The sequence below is a fragment of the Bradyrhizobium sp. HKCCYLS1011 genome, assembly GCF_051167795.1.
In the GTDB taxonomy this organism is placed as follows: Bacteria; Pseudomonadota; Alphaproteobacteria; order Rhizobiales; family Xanthobacteraceae; genus Bradyrhizobium.
Genome location: NZ_JBNPTT010000001.1, coordinates 626,397 through 646,430, shown reverse-complemented (window position 1 = coordinate 646,430; position 20,034 = coordinate 626,397). Strand labels below are relative to the sequence as shown.

Below are 20,034 nucleotides of genomic sequence, written 5' to 3'. Positions count from 1 at the left end.
AAACTGGCTCCACGCGAACTGTGTGGAACCTGCAATTGTGGCTTGAAAGGGCGTTTCCAATCAGACGTCGAGGAGCTCGTCGCTGGCAAATTCCGCTCTTTCCGAAATGAAGGCGAAGCGTGCCTCGGCCTTGGTGCCCATCAGCCGTTCGACCGAGTCGGCCGTGCCTTCGCGATCGTCGGCGAGCAGCATCACTCGCAACAACGTGCGCTTGGACGGGTCCATCGTGGTTTCCTTGAGCTGCGCCGCACTCATTTCGCCGAGACCTTTGAAGCGGCTGATCTCCACCTTGGCGTTGGCGTGAAATTGGCTCTTCAGCAGCTCGTCCTTGTGGGCATCATCTCGTGCGTACACGGACTTGGCACCATGGGTAAGCTTGTACAGCGGCGGCACGGCCAGATAGAGGTGCCCCTCGTCGATCAGCCGCTGCATCTGCCGGTAAAAGAAGGTGATCAGCAGCGAGGCGATATGGGCGCCGTCGACGTCGGCATCGGTCATGATGATGATGCGCTGATAGCGCAGGTCTTCCTCCCGGTATTGGGTTCCGGTGCCGGGACCCATCGCCAAGACGAGGTCCGAGAGCTGGGCATTGGCGGTCAGCTTGTCCTTGCCGGCTGAAGCCACGTTGAGGATCTTGCCGCGCAGCGGCAGCACGGCCTGGGTCTTGCGGTCGCGCGCCGCCTTGGCGCTGCCGCCCGCCGAATCACCCTCGACGATGAAGAGCTCCGAATTTGCCGTCCCTGCATCGGTGCAGTCGGCCAGCTTGCCGGGAAGGCGGAGCTTCTTGGTCGCGGTCTTGCGTTGCGTCTCCTTTTCCTGGCGACGACGGATGCGCTCCTCGGCGCGCTCGATCACGAAGTCGAGCAGCCGATTCGCCTGCACCGGATTGCCCGACAGCCAGTGGTCGAACGGGTCCTTGACCGCCTGCTCGACGATCCGCTGAGCCTCGGCAGTGGCCAGACGGTCCTTGGTCTGGCCCTGGAATTCCGGCTCACGCACGAACACCGAGAGCATGACGGCGGCACCCGCCATGATGTCTTCGGAGGTGATGTTGGCGGCGCGCTTGCCCTGGCCGGCGCGCTCGGCATGGTCCTTCAAGCCGCGCAGCAACGCGCTGCGGATGCCTGATTCGTGGGTGCCGCCGTCAGGGGTCGGAATGGTATTGCAGTAGGAAGACAGGAAGCCGTCGGCATCGGCGGTCCAGGCCACCGCCCATTCGCAGCCGCCATGGCCGCCGGTGCGGCCCGACTTGCCGGCGAAGATGTCCGGATGCACCAGGGTATCGGCATGGATGGCGGCTGCCAGATAATCCTTGAGGCCGCCCGGGAAGTGGAAGGTCGCCTCGGGCGGCACGTCCTCGACGCCCTTGAGCAGCGACGGATCGCACTTCCAGCGGATCTCGACGCCGCCAAACAGATAGGCCTTGGAGCGCGCCATCTTGAACAGCCGCTGCGGCTTGAACGCCGCCTTGGCGCCGAAGATGGTCGGGTCAGGCTGGAAGCGGACCTTGGTGCCGCGGCGGTTCGCCACCTTGCCAACTTCTTCGAGCTTGCCCTTCGGGTGTCCGCGCTCGAACACCATTCGGTAGAGCTTCTGGTTGCGGGCGACCTCGACCTCGAGCCGGGTCGAGAGCGCGTTCACCACCGAGATGCCGACGCCGTGCAGGCCGCCCGAGGTCTCGTAGACCTTGGAGTCGAACTTGCCGCCTGCGTGCAGGGTGCACATGATGATCTCGAGCGCCGACTTCTTCGGGAACTTCGGATGCGGGTCGACCGGGATGCCGCGGCCGTTGTCGGTCACGGTCAGGAAGCCGTCGGTATCAAGTTCCACCTCGATAAAGGTGGCGTGGCCGGCCAGCGCCTCGTCCATCGAGTTGTCGATGACCTCGGCGAACAGGTGATGCAGCGCCTTCTCGTCGGTGCCGCCGATATACATGCCGGGGCGGCGCCGGACCGGTTCCAGCCCCTCCAGAACCTCGATATCACGGGCGGTATATTCGCCTTCGGAACCGGCGGCGCGCGCGGCCGCCTTGGCCGGCGCTTTGCTTTTCACGGTTGCCTTGGCGGCCTGCGCCAACATCTCGCCGGGCTTTGCCTTGGTTTTGGCTGCGGATTTCAATGGCTTGTCCATAGATTTTGATAGCTTGCATGCGCCAGGCGGAACGCCGAGCATGACGAATCGGTTGGCCTGACTATGCCATGGATGGGCAGAAAACAATGACCGCCACCTGTGGGGCGGTTCTAGCGCCTGAAATGGGGACCGCGCCGGCCACTTTCACGCGCCGTGCCGGCCTTTGTGACTTGAAGTCAAATGGTTCCCCGGCGTACCAGTCCGTTTCGTGGGAACCGTAATAGGCTTCAATGACTTAAGGCGCGGGACGCGGGAAAGGCAAAGCGGAGATGGAAGACGTTGGGCGCACGGTCGCCGACTTCGTGCGCGACCATCAGGCCTGGGCTGCTCCGATCGTGCTTTTGCTCGCCTTTGGGGAATCGCTTGCCTTCATCTCCCTGCTGATCCCGGCCTGGGGGGCCTTGGTTGCGATCGGGGCGCTGATCGGTGTCGCCGGCATGAACTTCTGGCCGCTTTGGCTCGCCGGCGGACTGGGCGCGGCCCTTGGCGACTGGGTCTCCTATTGGTTCGGCTACCGGTACAAGGACCACGTCGCCCAGATGTGGCCGCTGTCCCGCTACCCCAACATCCTGATCCGCGGCGAGACATTCGTGCGGGAGTGGGGGGTCCCAAGCATCTTCATCGGACGCTTCTTCGGACCCTTGCGCGCTTCGGTGCCGCTGGCCGCCGGCATCTTCGAGATGCCCTACCTGCAGTTTCAGATCGCCAATTTCGTCTCTGCCCTGGTCTGGTCGGCCGTGTTGTTGCTGTTCGGCGATATCATCGGACGCACCGTCGAATGGATCTGGCGGCTCTTCTGAAAGCCGTTGCCGTCCACTGCTTGACGCGGGAACCGCGCGGCCTTATAGCCCTGCGCCCATGATCGACGCCGCGACCATGATGTTCGCCATTGAACGCCGCCGTACCTCCGCGGTGCGGGCGTCGATCTGCGTTTAGATCACAGCCCTTGCCGCCGGATCCGATCCCGCGGCGCCTCCCTTGCAGCGTGATCTGATCAGGCGGCTCCTTCGCCAAGCAGGAGCCTTTCGATGTACACGCCACCGCCCTTCAAGCCTGACCGCGCCGCGAGCCTCGGCTTTGCCGAGGCCCGTGGCTTCGGCACGGTCTGTGCGTGGGACGGACGCAAGCCGATCGCATCGTCGCTGCCGTTCTACCTGAGCGCCTCCGCCGACGGTACGCCGCGGGCCTTCTTCCACGTGGCGCGCGGCAATCCGTTGGCGAAGCTCGCGGACGGCACGACGTCCTGGCTCCTCGCAGTGTCCGGTGCGGACGCTTATGTCTCGGCCGACTGGTACGTTTCGCCCGATCAGGTCCCGACCTGGCTCTACCAGGCCGTACACCTGACCGGACCGGTACGCATCTTGTCGGAGGCCGAACTCGGCGCGCAGGTCGATGCCCTCAGTGCCAAGTTCGAACACTGGCTGTTGCCGAAGAAGCCGTGGACGTCGGACAAGATGAGCGCTGGGCGCCTCGAGGCAATGAAGAAGGCGATCATCGGTCTCGTCATGGCCGTCGAGGAGGTCGAAGGCAGCTTCAAGCTCAACCAGCACAAGTCGGAGGCCGACTTCGTCGCCGTCGCTGGCGCGCTCTCCGAGCAAGCTGACACGAGTTCGCAACAGATTGCGCGTCTGATGCGCGAGGCCCGGCCGGACGCCTTTGCCGGTGAGACCAACAGGACCTGAAGGGAGCGTGTCATGACCTTGATCGATACCAAGCAGCCAAAAGACCAAGCCGCAGGTGCCGCGACACGCTCCGTCTTCGTCGACGGTGGGTCGGGGACGACCGGCCTCGGCATCGCCGAGCGGCTGAGCCGGCAGCCCGACATCACGGTGAAGCAGATCGCTGACGACAAGCGCAAGGATCCGGGTGCCAAGCGGGCACTGATGGAGGAGGTCGACCTCGTCATCCTCTGTCTGCCCGATGACGCCGCCAAGGAGACGGCGGCGCTGATCGACAGCATGGGGAACGCCGCACCCAAGGTGATCGACGCTTCGACCGCGTTCCGTGTCGCCCCCGATTGGACCTACGGCTTTCCTGAACTTGCCCCGGACCAGGCTGACAAGATCCGCATCGCGCGAAAGGTCTCCAATCCCGGCTGCTATCCGACCGGCGGAATCGCACTGCTGCGGCCGCTGGTCGATGCCGGACTGCTGCCGCAGGACTATCCGGTCACGGTGAATGCCGTCAGCGGCTATTCGGGCGGCGGCAAGTCGATGATCGCGAGCTTCGAGAACGGCACCGCGCCGGCCTTCGAGCTCTACGGCCTCGGCTTCGAGCACAAGCATCTGCCGGAGCTGCAGCTTTACTCGAAGCTGACGCGGAGGCCGATCTTCGTGCCGTCGGTCGGCAACTATCGGCAGGGCATGCTGGTCTCGGTGCCGCTGCAGCTCGACACGCTGCCAGGCAAACCTGATGGCGCCGACCTGCAGGCAGCGCTGGCCAAGCACTATGCCGGGAGCAAATATGTTTCGGTCATGCCGCTCGACAACGACGCAGCCAGGAGCGGCCGGCTCGAGCCGGAAGCCTTGAACGAGACCAACAGGCTCGAGCTCTACGTTTTCGCCAGCGCCAAGCATCACCAGGCGGTGCTGGTGGCGCGGCTCGACAATCTCGGCAAGGGCGCCTCCGGCGCAGCGGTGCAGAACCTGCGGCTGATGCTCGGCCTTCCCGATCTCGAGAGCTGATAACTTCGCAAATCACTTCGCTCGGCGGCCTTGGCCGCTGGGCGCTCGATCGCTGACCGGCCGGCTCTGACCCGGCCTATGCGATGCTTCACATTCCAACCGCACGAGCAGACGATGGGCGGACCCGCGACCACATTCGACTTCAACCGCCTGCCGGTCACACCGTCTGATATCAGCGCCGCCGCGACCACGATCAAGGACTCGGTGCTGGCCACCGCCTGCAACAAGAGCCGCACGCTCAGCGACATCTGCGGCTGCAATATCTGGCTGAAGTTCGAGAACCTGCAATTCACGTCCTCGTTCAAAGAGCGCGGGGCTTTGAACCGGCTGCAGGCGCTGTCGGCCGAGCAGCGGAAATGCGGTGTCATCGCGATGTCGGCGGGCAATCACGCCCAAGGCGTGGCCTACAATGCCAGGCGGCTCGGCATCCCCGCAGTCATCGTGATGCCGATCGGCACGCCGATGGTGAAGATCGAGAACACGCGACGGCTAGGTGCCGAGGTCATCGTCTCAGGGGCGACGCTGGAAGAGGCGGGCGCTTTCGCACGCAGCCATGGCAAGGCGAACGGGCTGACCTTGATCCACCCCTACGACGATCCGCTGATCATCGCTGGCCAAGGCACGGTCGCACTCGAAATGCTCGACGCGATCCCTGATCTCGACACGCTGGTGGTGCCGATCGGCGGCGGAGGCCTGATCTCGGGAATGGCGATCGCGGCGCGCGCGCGCAAGCCGTCCATGCGCATGATCGGTGTCCAGGCCGAGCTCTACCCATCGATGTACAACGCCGTCTACAGCCGGGATCTGCCGATGCGCGGCGACACCCTAGCCGAAGGCATCGCGGTCAAGGCGCCGGGCGCGATCACGACCGAGATCATCCGGCATCTGGTCGATGACATCGTGCTCGTCACCGAGCCGCAGATCGAGCGTGCGGTGGCAACCCTGATCTCGATCGAGAAGACGGTGGTGGAAGGGGCCGGCGCCGTCGGGCTGGCCGCGGTCCTCGCTTTTCCGGAGCGTTTTGCCGGACGCAATGTCGGGCTGGTCCTGACCGGCGGCAATATCGACACGCGGCTGATCGCCTCGGTGCTGACGCGCGAACTCGCGCGCGAGGGCCGGCTGACGCAATTGTCGATCGACATCGTCGATCGTCCCGGCCAGCTTGCCGCGGTCTCGACGCTGCTCGCCGCGGCCGGCGCCAACATCATCGAGGTATCGCACCAGCGCACCTTCTCCGATCTGCCGGCCAAGGCGACTTTGCTCGAGCTGGTCATCGAGACCCGCGATCAGGCGCATCTCGATGATGTCATGGCGAAGCTCGCTGCGGCCAATTTCAAGGCGCGCTGCGTGTAACGACTGGCCCGAGCTTATAGCCAGCCGAAGATCGCGATCGCCAGCACGGCCTGGGCGAAGAAGCCGACGGTGAAGGCGAGGGTCCGGAACACCGGCAGTCCCAGCGTGTAGACGATAAGATGGGCAACGCGCGCCCAGAAATACACGGCCGTGGCGAGCACGGTCCATTTGGTCGAGTAGTCCATCGAATTCAGGATGAGCACCAGGGGCGCGAAGATGACGAGGTTTTCGACCGCGTTGTCATGTGCGAACATCAGCCGCGTGGCCCACGGCGCCAGCGGCTTGTCGCCGCGCGCCGGGTTGGCCATCGCGCCGGACAGGCCGCGCACCTGGCAGCGGTTCAGAACGTAAGGGATCCACAACAGCCCGGTCAGAATCACCGTGAGCGTCAGCCAGAACAATTCCCGCGTCATCGATTTCCCCTCAACTTATGCCGTCCCGTCCCGGCGGGACGCGGGGGTTATATTCAATCGCGGCTTGCCGCGCTATGCACGAGCGCGCACATAGGAGCCCGGCGCATCCTCGACCGGCGGAAAATCTTCGCTGCCGACGCTGCGCGCGGGAACTTGCTCCGGATCGAGCTGGCCAAGCCATTCGCGCCAGTCCGACCACCAGGACCCTTTGTGCTCCTGCGCCGCCTTGATCCAATCCTTCAGCGAAATGTCGTGGATCGTCTCGTTGGTCCAGTACTGGTATTTGCCCGCCGCGGGCGGGTTGACGACGCCGGCGATATGGCCGGAGCCCGAAAGGACGTACTTCACCGGGCCGCCGAAGAACTGCGAGCCGTAGAGCACCGAGTCGGCCGGCGCGATGTGATCTTCGCGCGTCGCCAGATTGTAGACCGGCACCTTCACCTTGGTGAGATCGAGCAGCGTGTTGTCCAGCACCATCGTGCCCGAGGTCAGCCGGTTCTCCAGATAGCAGTTGCGCAGATAATAGGAATGGTTGGCGGCGGCCATCCGCGTCGCGTCGGAATTCCAGTGCAACAGATCAAAGGCCGACGGCGGCTGCCCCTTCAGGTAGTTGTTGACGACATAGGACCAGATCAGGTCGTTGGAGCGCAGCATGTTGAAGGCCATCGCCATCTTGCTGCCCTCGAGCACGCCCGAGGCCTGCATGTCCCGCTCCAGCGCCGAGATCTGGTTCTCGTCGACGAACACGAGCAGATCGCCGGCATGGGTGAAATCCACCTGCGCGGCCAGGAACGTTGCCGACGTGACGCGCTGCCGCCGCTTGTCCGCGAGCCAGGCGAGCGTCGTCGCCAGCATGGTGCCGCCGACGCAATAGCCGAGCGTGTGCACCTTCATCTCGCCGGTGACCCGCTCGATGACGTCCATCGCCTTCAGCGGGCCTTCCTTCATATAGTCTTCCCAGCCCTTGGCTCCGAGGCTCTTATCGGGATTGACCCAGGAGATCACGAATACGGTGATGCCCTGATCGACGCACCATTTGATGAAGGACTTCTCGGGCCGGAGGTCGAGGATGTAGAACTTGTTGATCCAGGGCGGCACGATCAGGAGCGGTGTGCGCAGCACCGTCTCCGTGCTCGGCGTATATTGGATCAGCTGCATCAGGTCGTTCTGGAAGATCACCTTGCCCGGCGTCGTCGCCATGTTGACACCGACCTCGAGGTTGGCCGGATCGGACTGGCGGATCTTCAGCATGCCCTTGCCGGCTTCGATGTCCTCCGCCAGCATTTGCATGCCACGTACCAGGTTTTCACCACTCGACGAAACCGTGTGGCGCAGCACCTCCGGATTGGTCAGCACGAAATTCGACGGCGCCAGCGCGTTGGTGATCTGGTTGACGTAGAACTCGGCCTTCTTGCGGGTCTGCGGATCGAGGCCTTCCGCGTTGTGCACAAGGTCCTGCGCCCATTGTGTCGTCAGCAGATAAGCCTGCATGATGAAGTCGAAGAACTGGTTCGACTTCCACTCTGAATCGGCAAATCGCCGGTCGCGCGGCGAAGGTGAGATCGCGGGCGGCGCCTCTTCACCGGCGAGCCGCCGCGCGGCAGAGCCCCATAGATCCAGATAACCCTTGCCGATCTTGGTCTGGATGTCGCTGGCGCGCTCATTGTCCGAGAGCCAATATTCGGCGACCGCGGTGAACGCCTTGACGACTTCGGAGAGCTCGGTCGGCGGCCGGTCCTGCACCTCGCCGCTCTCGCGCGGCTTCAGATAGGCCGCAAGCGCCTTGCCGCTGCTCTCCAGGGCTTTCGCGATGTTCCTCGCGAAAGCTTCGGAATCAAATGTTGTTGTCGGTTTGGTCTCGGTGGGAACGTCAGTCATGGCTCAACTACACTACCGTGTCGTGGGCGGTTCGTCACCGCGCGAGATCAACAATCCGCGAGTTTGCGGTTAATTCGATTGCAGCGTGTTGCGCCGCGACAAAGGATCGTGCTTCCGACATATTGCGCTTCTACCCGGCGAGGTTGCTGTTGGGATTGTCAACGCGTCCGGTGACATTTGGTTGTCCCGCGGCAAAATGTACCCAGCGGCAGCGCAGCACCCAAGGACGAAGGTTGGCGCAGGTAATGGCAGCGTCTTGGTATGGCAGTCGTAGGCTGGGGATGCTGGTGACGGGCATGACGCTGCTCGCCAGCGCGCTCGTGCTGTCCGGCTGTTCCACGCCGATCGCGGATCTGCCCGCAACCGCGAATCCCGCTGACGCGCAGGCCCGGGCCGGCGGCTACCTTCCGGTCAACGAGCTGCCGCCGGAGCGCGACTCCGCGACCATGTCCCCGGACGAGCGCGCCAAGATCGAAAAGGAGCTGCTGGCGGCGCGCGACCGGCAGGCCTCGACGGTGGCCAAGGACGCCGGGAAGTAACTGGCTTCGCTGACGCAGTAATCTTCTGGCGCGGCGCGGCGTCCGTGCTAAAAGACCGGAATCAACCGTCAAGTGGTGAGGGTAAGCGGGCCGGTCAGCTCGGAAGTCATGCCAAGGTACTGACTTGGCGTGGGTTTCAGGCACACAGGTCCGCCAGCAAACCCGCCTCGAAGGGAGTGAGCACCCGTCGGTTGCCGGAGCCAGAGACCCATGGAAGAGTTTTATCGTATCCGCCGTTTGCCGCCTTATGTGTTCGAACAGGTCAACCGGGCCAAGGCGGCCGCACGGAACGCTGGCGCCGACATCATCGATCTTGGCATGGGCAACCCGGATCTGCCGGCCCCTCCGCACGTCCTGGAAAAGCTCAAGGACACGCTCGGCAAGCCCCGCACCGACCGCTATTCGGCCTCGCGCGGGATCGGCGGGCTGCGCAAGGCGCAGGCGGCCTATTACGACCGCCGCTTCGGGGTGAAGCTCAATCCGGATACGCAGATCGTCGCCACGCTCGGCTCCAAAGAGGGGTTTGCCAACGTGGCGCAGGCGATTACCGCACCGGGCGATGTCATCCTCTGTCCCAATCCGAGCTATCCGATCCACGCCTTCGGCTTCCTGATGGCCGGCGGGGTGATCCGCTCGGTCCCGTCTGAACCGACACCGCAATTCTTCGAGGCGGTCGAGCGGGCGATCGTCCATTCGATCCCGAAACCGCTTGCGATCGTGGTCTGCTATCCCTCCAATCCGACCGCCTATGTGGCGAGCCTGGATTTCTATCGCGACCTGGTCGCGTTCGCGAAAAAGCACGAGATCTTCATCCTGTCCGATCTCGCTTACGCCGAGGTCTATTTCGACGACAAGAACCCGCCGCCATCGGTACTGCAGGTGCCCGGCGCCATGGACGTCACCGTCGAGTTCACCTCGATGTCGAAGACCTATTCGATGGCGGGGTGGCGCATGGGCTTTGCGGTCGGCAACGAACGCATCATCGCTGCGTTGGCGCGGGTGAAGTCCTATCTCGACTATGGCGCATTCACCCCGGTCCAGGTCGCGGCAACGGCCGCTCTGAACGGCCCTGACGACTGCATCCGCGAGATGCGCGAAACCTACCGCAAGCGCCGCGACACCTTGGTCGAGGCGTTTGGCCGGGCCGGCTGGGAGATCCCCGCGCCGGAAGCCTCTATGTTCGCCTGGGCCCCGCTGCCGGAGGCGTTCAAGGGGCTGGGCAGCATGCAGTTCGCGACCTTGATGGTCGAGAAATCCGGCGTCGCGGTGTCGCCCGGCGTCGGGTTCGGCGAGCATGGCGAGGGCTATGTCCGCATCGCGCTGGTGGAAAACGAACAGCGAATCCGGCAAGCGGCACGTGGGGTACGTCGCTTCCTTGAAAGCGGCATTGAAACGTTGCACAACGTGGTTCCCCTCGCCAACCGGCGGTAATATTTCCGGCAGGTTCTTTTCGTGATGGTTGCACCCCTGAGAGTGGGTATCGCGGGCCTCGGCACCGTGGGTGCCGAGGTTGTCCGTCTGATCGCGCGCCAGGAGCGCGTGCTGACCGAGCGTACCGGGCGTGGGATCCGGGTCGTGGCGGTCACGGCCCGCTCCAAGGCCAAGAGCCGCGGCATCGATCTGTCCGGCATCAGCTGGGTCGAAGATCCGATCGCGCTTGCAGCCGATCCCGAGATCGATTGCCTGGTCGAATTGATGGGTGGCGCCGACGGCCCGGCGCTGTCGGCGATCGAGACCGCGCTCAAATCGGGCAAGTCGGTGGTGACAGCGAACAAGGCGCTGATCGCCAAGCACGGCCTGCGGCTTGCCAAGGCCGCGGAGGCACACGGCGCTGCCTTGAATTTCGAGGCCGCGGTCGGCGCAGCCATCCCCGTCGTCAAGACCTTGCGCGAAGGGCTGGCCGGGACCGGGATCGAACGCGTCTACGGTATCCTGAACGGCACCTGCAACTACATACTGACCCGCATGGAGCAGGAGGGGCTATCCTTCGAAGAGTGCCTGAAGGATGCCCAGCGCCTGGGCTATGCCGAGGCCGATCCGTCCTTCGACGTCGACGGTCATGATACCGCGCAGAAGCTTGCCATCCTGGCGAGCCTCGCCTTCGGCACCGAGGTGGCGGAGAGCGCGGTCTATGTCGAAGGCATCTCCTCGATCGCACCGGAAGATCTGCGCGCCGCGGCCGAACTCGGTTATCGGGTCAAGTTGCTTGGCGTCGCCATGCGCACCGCCAAGGGCATCGAGCAGCGCGTCCACCCGACCATGGTGCCGAAATCGTCCTCGATCGCGCAGGTGATGGGCGTGACCAATGCGGTCACCATCGACGGCGAGGGGATTCCGCCAATCACGCTGGTCGGACCCGGCGCCGGCGGCGCCGCCACGGCGTCGGCCGTCGTCGCCGATATTGCCGATGTCGCGCGCGGCGTGCGTGCAGCGCCGTTTGGGCGCCCGGTCGAGACGTTGCGCGCCACCGAGAAGGCGCCGATGGAGCGTCACGAGGGCGGTTACTACATCCGCCTGATGGCTCGCGATCACGTCGGCACGGCCGCCAGCATCGCGACCCGCCTGGCCGAACAGAAGATCTCGATCGAATCGATTGTGCAGCGCCATCCGGATGGTGCCGGGCCGGCTTCGGTCGGTGAGGGCGCTCCGGTGCCGGTCATCCTGATCACCTATGCGACCCACGAGGATGCGGTGTATCGGGCGCTGCAGGCGGTGCAGGACGATAAGGTGATCAGCGGCAAGCCGCAGGTCATCCGGATCGAGAAAAATTAGGGCATGATGCTCACGGAACTCATTCGCTGTGCTCAAATTAGCGCATGGTGTTTGGGGAGAGATCATGCTCAAACCGGGCGATCGACGGGCGACGCCAGTCGCCGATCCGGTGCCGTCGTTTCGGAGACGGTTGAGCGATAGAATTGCGGGCGCTGGGCGCCCGCTGTGACGTCTTGAGGAGTTGGCCGATGTCGACGCATATTTCCGTCCCGCAGCAGATGCTGCTCGAGCGCATTCTGACGCTGGAGCTGGTGCGCGTGACCGAGCGCGCGGCGGTGTCGGCCGCGCGCCTGCGCGGCCATGGCCAGGAGAAAGCGGCCGACCAGGCCGCGGTGGACGCGATGCGGCGCGAGCTCAACAAGCTGCCGATCGAAGGCACGGTCGTGATCGGCGAGGGCGAGCGCGACGAGGCGCCGATGCTCTATATCGGCGAGAAGGTCGGCATGAATGCAGGCCCCAGGGTCGACATTGCCGTCGACCCGCTGGAAGGCACCACGCTGTGCGCCAAGAACATGCCGGGTGCGATCGCCACCATGGCGATGGCAGATGGCGGCACACTGCTGCATGCGCCCGACGTCTACATGCAGAAGCTCGCGGTGGGGCCCGGCTATGCCAAGGGCGTTGTCGACCTCGATGCGACGCCGGCCGACAATGTCCGCCGGCTCGCCAAGGCCAAGGGCGTCGATCCCGCGCAGATCACCGTGCTGGTGCTGGATCGTCCGCGCCATGCCGACATCATCCAGGGCGTGCGCTCCACCGGTGCCGCCGTCCGCCTGATCACGGACGGCGACGTCGCCGGTGTGATCCACTGCGCCGATCCCGACAATACCGGCGTCGACATGTATCTCGGCACCGGCGGCGCCCCGGAAGGCGTGCTGGCCGCCGTAGCGTTGCGCTGCATCGGCGGTCAGATGCAATGCCGCCTGATCCTCGACACTGAGGAGAAGCGCGAGCGTGCCGCCAAGATGGGGGTCGGCGATCCCAAGATGATCTACGGCATCGAGGACATGGCGCGCGGCGATTGCCTGTTTGCCGCCACCGGCGTAACCACCGGCTCGCTGCTCTCGGGCGTCAAGTTCCGCAAGGACGGCGTGATTGAGACCGAGACGGTGGTGATGCGCTCGGTGACGGGCACGGTGCGCTATATCCGCGCCGAGCACCGGCAGCTGGAAAAATTCCACCTCGATTGATCGGCCGACTACAAGCGGAGCCAGCTGATGTCCGATCTGTCCGCGGTCAAGGCGCTCGTCTTCGACGTATTCGGCACGGTGGTGGACTGGCGCACCAGCCTGATCGCCGATTTCACCAAATGGTCGGAGAGCCGCGGTGTCACCGGCGACTGGACCACGCTGGTCGACCGCTGGCGCGGCATGTATGTCGCCTCGATGGATGAGGTGCGCAGGCATCCCGAGCGCGGCTTCGTGGTTCTCGATACGCTGCATCGCCGCTCGCTGGAGCAGCTGGTGGCGCAGCTCGGCATCACCGGGCTGACGGATGCCGACCTCGACCATCTCACCAAGTGCTGGCACCGGCTGCATCCGTGGCCCGACAGCGTCGCCGGGCTGACGCGGCTGAAGCGCAAATTCATCCTCTCGCCGCTGTCGAACGGCAACGTCGCGCTGCTCACCAACATGGCGAAGTTCGCAGGTCTCCCTTGGGACCTCGTGATGTCGGCCGAGCTGTTTGCGCACTACAAGCCGGATCCCGAGACCTATCTTGGCGCTGCCCGCCTGCTTGGGCTGGCGCCGGGCGAGGTGATGATGGTGGCCGCGCATAACAACGATCTCGAAGCCGCGCAGCGCAACGGCCTGAAGACGGCGTTCGTGGCGCGGCCGACCGAATACGGTCCGCTGCAGAGCCGCGACTTCGAGGCCACCGGCGCCTGGGACATCGTCGCCAAGGATTTCGGCGCAATCGCCGACCGGCTCGGCTGCTAGCCTCCCGAGACAATCACACCATACCAGCCGAGCCCCCGATACGTCTCGTAGCCCGGCGTCGCGTGAAACGCGATCAGCCGTTTCGAAGCGTCCTGATAGAAGCCGCTCGGCTTGCCATCGAGCTTGAGCGCGAGACGCTCGCTCAGAATGCCCTGGCCGTCAGAGGCGGCGATGATGCGAAAATTCGAATCGACCAGCAGCACGCGCGCCTGGTCGGCGGCGCCGACCCTCACGCCCTGCACGATCGCGCGCGCCTGCGCCTCCCAATCGAAGTGGATCGCGAGCACGCCGAGCGGCTTGCCATGGGCCTTGCCATGCTCGCGCACGGAGGCGCAATAGGTCGCGACCTGGGCGTTGCCGAGCAGCGGCTGGCACTCGATGTCGCCGGCCACGTAGTCGTCGCCGGAGCGCAGGCCACGCGCTTCGCGATACCATCTGGTGTCCGCGACACTCTGGCCGACCACCTTGAAGCGATCGGCGCGGCCGTTGGCGATGACCTTGCCGTCGAGATCGCACAGCCAGAGATCGAGATACACGGTGTAGGCCGACAGGATCACCGCGAGCCGCTCGGACACGTGGGACACCGTCGCTGCAGTCGGGGTCGCGGCGCAGTCGACGACGGCGGAATCCGTCGCCCACCAGCGCACGTCACAGGTCCGCTCATAGAGATTGCGGTCGATCAGTTCGATCGCATTGAGCGACAGATCGACCATGCGCTCGCCGCGGGCGCGGTCGGTCATCCGCTCGATCGAACTCTTCAGATTGCCGGTGCGGGTGGTGAGATGGCTTTCCAGTTCGCGCGCGATGGTCTCGACCTGCTGGCCGACGGCGCGCACCTCCTGCGCGACCACCGCGAAGCCCGCGCCTTGCGCGCCGACGCGTGAGCTCTCGATCAGCGCGTTCAGCGCCAGCATCTTCATTTGATTGGTGATCTGCTGGATCGACTTGGTCTTCTCGCAGGCGATCTGGTTGACCTCGCCGGTCAGCCGCGCAATCAGCGCGGCGACATCGGTTTCGTCCTCGGCGTTGGCTGCTTGTGATGGAGCGAGGACAGGGGATTTCTTCAAATCAAGCGCAGTCAACATCGGCAAATGGCCTCCACGTTGCGGCGCGCGTCTCGTCCCGGCAAGGAGAGCGCGAGAAAACAAATTGAGGTATATTTGACTCGATTTGTCGTGGATTTGGCCTAACGGCGGTTTAATACAGGGCGTTTGCAACCGGCCAAAACTGCCTGTAATTTGAGCAAACTCGATTTTTTGGCAGTTCCCACAGCGATTCCGGCGGTTGCCCTCATGCGTCCTCCGGATGGTGTAGATTCGGGGCTGGCTTCCGAATCGCATCGTCAGCGCATCATGCCCCTGTCCGCCACCGCATTGCCCATCGAAGCACCGCCTGCGTTCCTCGGCGTGCAGCTGTCCCTGACCGGCAAGCTGTGGCGCAGCAGGCTGGATGCGCGCGGGGCGGCACGCGCACTTGCCATCGTGCAGCGCTATCAGCTCCCGGAGATGCTGGCGCGAGTGTTGGCCGGCCGCGACGTCGACCTCGATGAGGTGGCTGATTTCCTCGATCCGACCATTCGCAAGCTGATGCCGGATCCGTTCACGGTGACGCAGATGGAGGCGGCGGCCAACCGCATCGCGGACGCGGCGACCAGCGGTGAAAAGGTCGCGATCTTCGGCGACTACGATGTCGATGGCGCGACCTCGGCGGCGCTGCTCGCCTGGCATCTGCGCCATTGCGGGCTCGATCCGCTGATCCATATTCCGGACCGCATCTTCGAAGGTTACGGGCCGAACGTAGAGGCCGTGCGTGCGCTCGCCGCGAAGGGCGCGACGCTGCTGGTCACGGTCGATTCCGGCACCACAAGTCTGGAGCCGCTCGCCGAAGCGCGGCGGCTCGGCATGTCCGTGGTGGTGATCGACCACCATCAATGCGGTGAGGATCTCCCGGAGGTCGACGCGCTGGTCAATCCGAACCGGCCTGATGACCTCTCCGGCCTCGGCTATCTCGCTGCCGTCGGTCTGACCCTCGTCACTCTGGTTGCGGTCAATCGCGAGCTGCGCGGGCGCGGCTTCTGGACTCGCGAGATGCCGGAGCCGGACCTGCTGGGCATGCTGCATCACGTCGCGCTCGGCACCGTCGCCGACGTCGCGCCGCTGGTCGCGCTCAACCGCGCCTTCGTTGCCAAGGGGCTGATCGCATTGCGCCGGCGCGATCATGTCGGCCACACCGCGCTGATGGATGTGGCGCGGTTGAACGGACCGCCCGAGGCTTGGCATCTCGGCTTCATGCTGGGGCCGCGCGTCAATGCCGGAGGCCGCATCGGCCGGGCCGATCTCGGCGTGCGGCTGCTGCTCGAAGGTGATGTGTCCGAAGCGGCGCGGATCGCTGCCGAGCTCGACCGCCTCAACAGCGAGCGGCGCGTGATCGAGCAGGCCGCGGAAGCGCAGGCCGAAGCCGAGGCGCTGGCCGCGCTTGGACTGGAAGACAAAGGCAATGTGATCGTCACGGCGTCGGAAGGCTGGCATCCCGGCGTCGTCGGCCTGGTCGCCTCGCGGCTGAAAGAGAAATTTGCCCGGCCGGCCTTTGCGATCGCGCTCGAGCCCGGTGGCATTGGCACCGGCTCCGGCCGCTCGATCCTCGGCGTCGACCTCGGCAAGGCGGTGCGGCACGCGGTCGAGCAGGGCATCCTGATGAAAGGCGGCGGGCACGCGATGGCTGCCGGCGTCACGCTGCGCAAGGAGAAACTTGCGGAGTTCCGCGCCTTTCTCGAAACCACGCTCGGCCCTGACGTCGCAGAAGCGCGGCACGTCAACGAGCTCCTGATCGATGGCGCGATCAGTGCGCGCGCGGCAACGCCCGAGCTCGTCGCGACGCTCAACCGCGCCGGCCCGTTCGGCAGCGGCAATCCCGAGCCTGTCGTGGCGCTGCCCGCGCATCAGCTGGTCTATGCCGATGAAGTGGGGCAGGCGCATCTGAAGCTGCGCTTCAAGGCTGGCGACGGCGCGACGGTGAATGGCATCGCCTTCCGTTCTGTTGGCCAGAAGCTCGGCAACGCGCTGGTCCAGCATCGCGGCCAGTTGCTGCATGTCGCCGGAACGCTCGCGGTCGATCGCTACCAGGGTGTCGAGCGGGTGCAGCTGCGCGTGCTCGACGTCGCCGTGCCGGACCAGGGGCCTGCGGTGATCAGGTGACAACGTCTGGGTTGTCGTCCCGGACAAGCCTCGTCGACGCGCCGGCGTCGGCGAGGCGCAGATCCGGGACCCATCGGCCGCGGCGGATGATGTGAGGATGCGATGTCGCCGCGACTGTGCCTCATACGGCCGCCGCGGCGTATGGGTCCCGGCGCGCAGGCCGGGACGACAGCGGAATTTGTGGACGCGTCGTGCCCGCATGACCAGTCGATCTCGGCACGCATTCGCGCCCGAGTGTTACGTCATCAAAGACCCTCTTCATGAGAGAGGGTGCAGGGAATGCCGGGTGAAGGCCTCACCCATGGCCCGCCTGCAAACAGAAAAGCAGGCGGCAGTCACCACAGGTGTTGCCGATCAACCGGCATTCCCTGCGCGATGGTTTCACGCTTATATCGCGCTCTCCTCGGTGTACCGGGCTTGTTAGCCACCGTCGCCCTCGGGATCATCACCTGAAGGCTTAGCGCCAGCGTCGGGGCGCCAGGACCACGCGACTTCACGTCCGCGCGCTGCCGTTCGTCCGCGTAGGTGAACTACGCTGCGACATCATCGCGGCCACCGCATCCCGCACTCGACGTTCGTGACGATCGCGATGCGCCCCTCTCATGAGGCGGGACAGCCCGAACAGAACATAAATTCTGAAAAAACGAAAGAAGAAAATTGGGGCGAGAGATCTCGACTGGGTAATGTAGTTGAAGCACTTCGCGAAATGAATCTTTGCGCGCACGTGCTGTCTGGTCGGATTGCCCGCGGAAGCGGGGAGCAGCCGGGCAGACTCATGCCAGGTGAGTCGCCCGACGGGCTGCGCGCGTTGCGCCCTGATGCGCCGACCACCATCGCGCAATTGCCTCCGTGAGATCACTCCAGAGCGCAGTCGGAAGATCAGGAACGGCAACACGGACGCTGTACTCGTCGGTCGCGGCGCTGTGAAACCACTCCGTCGCGGCAAAATCGAAGCCGAAGCTGCCGGCATGCCGGATCGGAAAGCCGTCCGCGGCCAAGTCATCGCTCATGGCAGCGGCTCTGCGCCGCGCTGTTGCCTCATCAAGCGGCGTCGCACTGCTGAGCGTGACATAGAGGGCGTGCGCGAAGCGTAGCTCCTCGGTCAAGCCTGGGAGCGCGGAGGCAAAATATCGGGCGGCCCGGCGGGTGTTGCGCAGGATCGCAGCCATCCGCTTGTTGGTCAGTTCGCGATGGGCTGACGTGCCGACATAGGGCGGGAAATGCGCCGGCAGCGCCGCCCCGCCCAGGAGCCGAACCGCATTCCGCATCTCCTTGCTCAGCTGTTTGAGCTTGGATCCGATCAGCCGCGAATGATCGCTGTTCCAATCGAGGAAAACCGCAGAGCCGAGGCGGCCATATTCCGCTCCGAGAGAATCCAGCTTGGTATGGCTCCGCACCATCACGACGGGGATTTCCCAATTGCGAGCCCAGTTGAGGACGCGCCGGATGCGTCCCGAGCCGGTTGCGAGGCAGGTGCTGTCAAAAATCAGGAGATCGAACGCGGGAGTCCTGCAGCCAAGGGTGGCTTCGAACAGGGCGGCCGAGGCACAGGCATCGAGCAGCATCACGCGAGGAGAGCTCGTTGACGTGATTACGTCGTCCAACGCGCGGCCCACCGTGACCGGCCGCAGGTGGCGGGTGTAGGCGTCGACCAGTTCGAGGGTTTCGCCGTAGGTGCCGGGCAGCAGGACCAGATCGGCTTTGCCGATCACCCGAGCCGAGGCGAACAGCAGCGCCGAGATCGCGGCCATGCCGGAAGCGGTATAGATCGTCTCGCTGGTCCAGCCGGGGTCGAAATCGTAAAAGGATGGGCCGCGCACATCGAGATCCGCGCGCTGGTAATCATAGTCGAACGCGAATGGACCGCTGCGAGGCTGAACCCGATCTGCCCAAGCTGTCTCGGTGATCGCCCAATGAGACAGCGCATACTCAGCCTTGAGCCTGGCGGTCAGCTGGAACTTGTCCCGGATCACCTGGTTCACCGAACCCGGCCGAGCGAGTTGCAGCGGGTTTCTCAGGCAGTCATTGAGGAGCCTGAGTTCTTCACCTTTTCGGTTGAGATAGGCCTCGATCGTTTCCATGGGGAGATCGCTGGTGCAAGACTTCCCCTAACGTCTGAGGCCGGCATTGGGTCCATTTGGGCCGGTTGGCGTCTGGCACCCCGGCGGTCGCGTCGTGACAGCACGACGTCGTCGTCAGCCCAAAAGGTCGTCGCCGAACATGCTGCCGGCATGCACAGAAGCGAAGTCGGGACTGCGCGCATTAATAGTACATTCGGCGTTGTGCATTCGCGACGATAACGCCGATGGATGTGCTACCGGATCTAAACACGGCTCCAACAAAGACAAGCATCAAGATTGAGCCGAAGACCAACAGGACGACTCCATAAGGTTCGACTTTGGATTTGGATGCGGGTTTTGGGTTCGACGATGCGAGCAGGACAGAGGGTGCGATCGTGGGCAGAGAGACTGGAGCAACTTGCGCGACGTCAACCCAGCGCTCGGACCAATTCGGTTTAGGAATAGGCGTATTCTTAGGGATGGGCGTATTCGAGGGATCGATGACTTGCTCGCTCGATTGTGGGGGGGCGGCGCTAACCATCAGCTCCGACCGCGCATCACGCCACTTTTTTGGCGCTTCCTCCTTCGACAGCTTGTGCCGAACAGCCTGCCGTTCAACTCGCGCGATGTGATGTCGCCGCGACGGCGGCGTAGCGTCCCAACAGTGGTTAAGGCCGTGCCAGTAGATATGGACGGTGGCGAACTGACTACGCGCCTCGCTCTTGGTCATGCATGAATTCGACGCGTAGGATGGCGTCGTCATCGTGGCGATTGCTACAATAATAACTGCGACACGCATGGCGTCGCTCCATCGTTAGTTAAACACACGCATACTGATACTAATCGATTCCTATTCTCGCGAAGTCAGATCAGAGTCAGAAGACAATGGGCAAATTGTGACCAATTAGACAGTAATGTTGTCCTATATAGTTCCACAGGCTATCTTTGTAGTCCATGGAACTCATTAGTTGTCACACAGGAAATCGTATGTGTGACAATAGCTAGCGAGCGGCGCCGTTAGTGTTGCATCACCAGCGTTCCAATGTTGAATTTTAGATGTGAAATGAATATCCC

The 20,034-nt window shown here is 64.1% G+C and carries 16 protein-coding genes; 10 read left to right on the top strand and 6 right to left on the bottom strand.

The window, feature by feature from the left end; translation table 11 throughout:
• Positions 1–60: 60 nt before the first annotated feature.
• Positions 61–2,130 (bottom strand): DNA topoisomerase IV subunit B, encoded by a 2,070-nt coding sequence (gene parE / locus ACQR1W_RS03015; RefSeq protein WP_434849418.1) that lies wholly within the window; start codon positions 2,128–2,130, stop codon positions 61–63.
• 269 nt (positions 2,131–2,399) lie between these two features.
• On the opposite strand from parE, the gene ACQR1W_RS03010 reads away from it, so the two are divergent.
• The 4 genes from ACQR1W_RS03010 to ACQR1W_RS02995 all read left to right on the top strand — a co-directional run bounded on the left by ACQR1W_RS03010 (position 2,400) and on the right by ACQR1W_RS02995 (position 6,167).
• Complete coding sequence (locus ACQR1W_RS03010) at positions 2,400–2,930, top strand: DedA family protein (RefSeq protein ID WP_434849417.1); 531 nt, start codon at positions 2,400–2,402, stop codon at positions 2,928–2,930.
• A gap of 228 nt (positions 2,931–3,158) precedes the next feature.
• Positions 3,159–3,812 carry an FMN-binding negative transcriptional regulator gene (locus ACQR1W_RS03005; protein WP_434849416.1) on the top strand — a complete coding sequence of 218 codons (654 nt, stop codon included), beginning with the start codon at positions 3,159–3,161 and terminating at the stop codon, positions 3,810–3,812.
• Between the two features lie 12 nt (positions 3,813–3,824).
• On the top strand, positions 3,825–4,814 hold the full coding sequence (gene argC, locus ACQR1W_RS03000; RefSeq protein ID WP_434849415.1) for an N-acetyl-gamma-glutamyl-phosphate reductase: 990 nt from the start codon (positions 3,825–3,827) through the stop codon (positions 4,812–4,814).
• A gap of 114 nt (positions 4,815–4,928) precedes the next feature.
• Positions 4,929–6,167 carry a threonine ammonia-lyase gene (locus tag ACQR1W_RS02995; RefSeq protein WP_434849414.1) on the top strand — a complete coding sequence of 413 codons (1,239 nt, stop codon included), beginning with the start codon at positions 4,929–4,931 and terminating at the stop codon, positions 6,165–6,167.
• Between the two features lie 14 nt (positions 6,168–6,181).
• Here the strand turns inward: ACQR1W_RS02995 and ACQR1W_RS02990 are convergent, their stop codons facing one another.
• On the bottom strand, positions 6,182–6,580 hold the full coding sequence (locus tag ACQR1W_RS02990) for an MAPEG family protein (protein ID WP_434849413.1): 399 nt from the start codon (positions 6,578–6,580) through the stop codon (positions 6,182–6,184).
• 72 nt (positions 6,581–6,652) lie between these two features.
• Positions 6,653–8,458, bottom strand: coding sequence for a PHA/PHB synthase family protein (locus ACQR1W_RS02985; RefSeq protein WP_434849412.1), 1,806 nt, complete (start codon positions 8,456–8,458; stop codon positions 6,653–6,655).
• A 296-nt stretch (positions 8,459–8,754) separates the two neighbouring features.
• Between ACQR1W_RS02985 and ACQR1W_RS02980 the strand changes: the two genes are divergently transcribed.
• From ACQR1W_RS02980 to ACQR1W_RS02960, 5 genes are all read left to right on the top strand, one after another.
• Positions 8,755–8,997, top strand: coding sequence for a hypothetical protein (locus tag ACQR1W_RS02980; protein ID WP_434849411.1), 243 nt, complete (start codon positions 8,755–8,757; stop codon positions 8,995–8,997).
• Positions 8,998–9,207: 210 nt separating this feature from the next.
• Complete coding sequence (locus tag ACQR1W_RS02975; RefSeq protein WP_008971252.1) at positions 9,208–10,428, top strand: LL-diaminopimelate aminotransferase; 1,221 nt, start codon at positions 9,208–9,210, stop codon at positions 10,426–10,428.
• Positions 10,429–10,452: 24 nt separating this feature from the next.
• Positions 10,453–11,769: a homoserine dehydrogenase gene (locus ACQR1W_RS02970; protein WP_434849410.1), complete on the top strand. Its 1,317-nt coding sequence runs from the start codon at positions 10,453–10,455 to the stop codon at positions 11,767–11,769.
• A gap of 188 nt (positions 11,770–11,957) precedes the next feature.
• A complete protein-coding gene (gene glpX, locus ACQR1W_RS02965; protein WP_008971254.1) occupies positions 11,958–12,959 on the top strand; it encodes a class II fructose-bisphosphatase in 1,002 nt (333 codons plus the stop codon).
• 27 nt (positions 12,960–12,986) lie between these two features.
• On the top strand, positions 12,987–13,706 hold the full coding sequence (locus ACQR1W_RS02960) for a haloacid dehalogenase type II (RefSeq protein ID WP_434849409.1): 720 nt from the start codon (positions 12,987–12,989) through the stop codon (positions 13,704–13,706).
• Here ACQR1W_RS02960 and ACQR1W_RS02955 read toward each other — a convergent pair.
• Entirely contained in the window at positions 13,703–14,791 is a 1,089-nt protein-coding gene (locus ACQR1W_RS02955) for a methyl-accepting chemotaxis protein (protein WP_434849408.1), read from the bottom strand. The genes ACQR1W_RS02960 and ACQR1W_RS02955 overlap by 4 nt on opposite strands.
• 267 nt (positions 14,792–15,058) lie before the next feature.
• Here ACQR1W_RS02955 and recJ point away from each other — a divergent pair, with 267 nt between their 5' ends.
• Complete coding sequence (gene recJ / locus ACQR1W_RS02950; protein ID WP_434849407.1) at positions 15,059–16,900, top strand: single-stranded-DNA-specific exonuclease RecJ; 1,842 nt, start codon at positions 15,059–15,061, stop codon at positions 16,898–16,900.
• Positions 16,901–17,673: 773 nt separating this feature from the next.
• Here the strand turns inward: recJ and ACQR1W_RS02945 are convergent.
• Positions 17,674–18,981 carry a hypothetical protein gene (locus ACQR1W_RS02945; RefSeq protein WP_434849406.1) on the bottom strand — a complete coding sequence of 436 codons (1,308 nt, stop codon included), beginning with the start codon at positions 18,979–18,981 and terminating at the stop codon, positions 17,674–17,676.
• Positions 18,982–19,162: 181 nt separating this feature from the next.
• On the bottom strand, positions 19,163–19,759 hold the full coding sequence (locus tag ACQR1W_RS02940) for a hypothetical protein (protein ID WP_434849405.1): 597 nt from the start codon (positions 19,757–19,759) through the stop codon (positions 19,163–19,165).
• Positions 19,760–20,034: the final 275 nt, after the last annotated feature.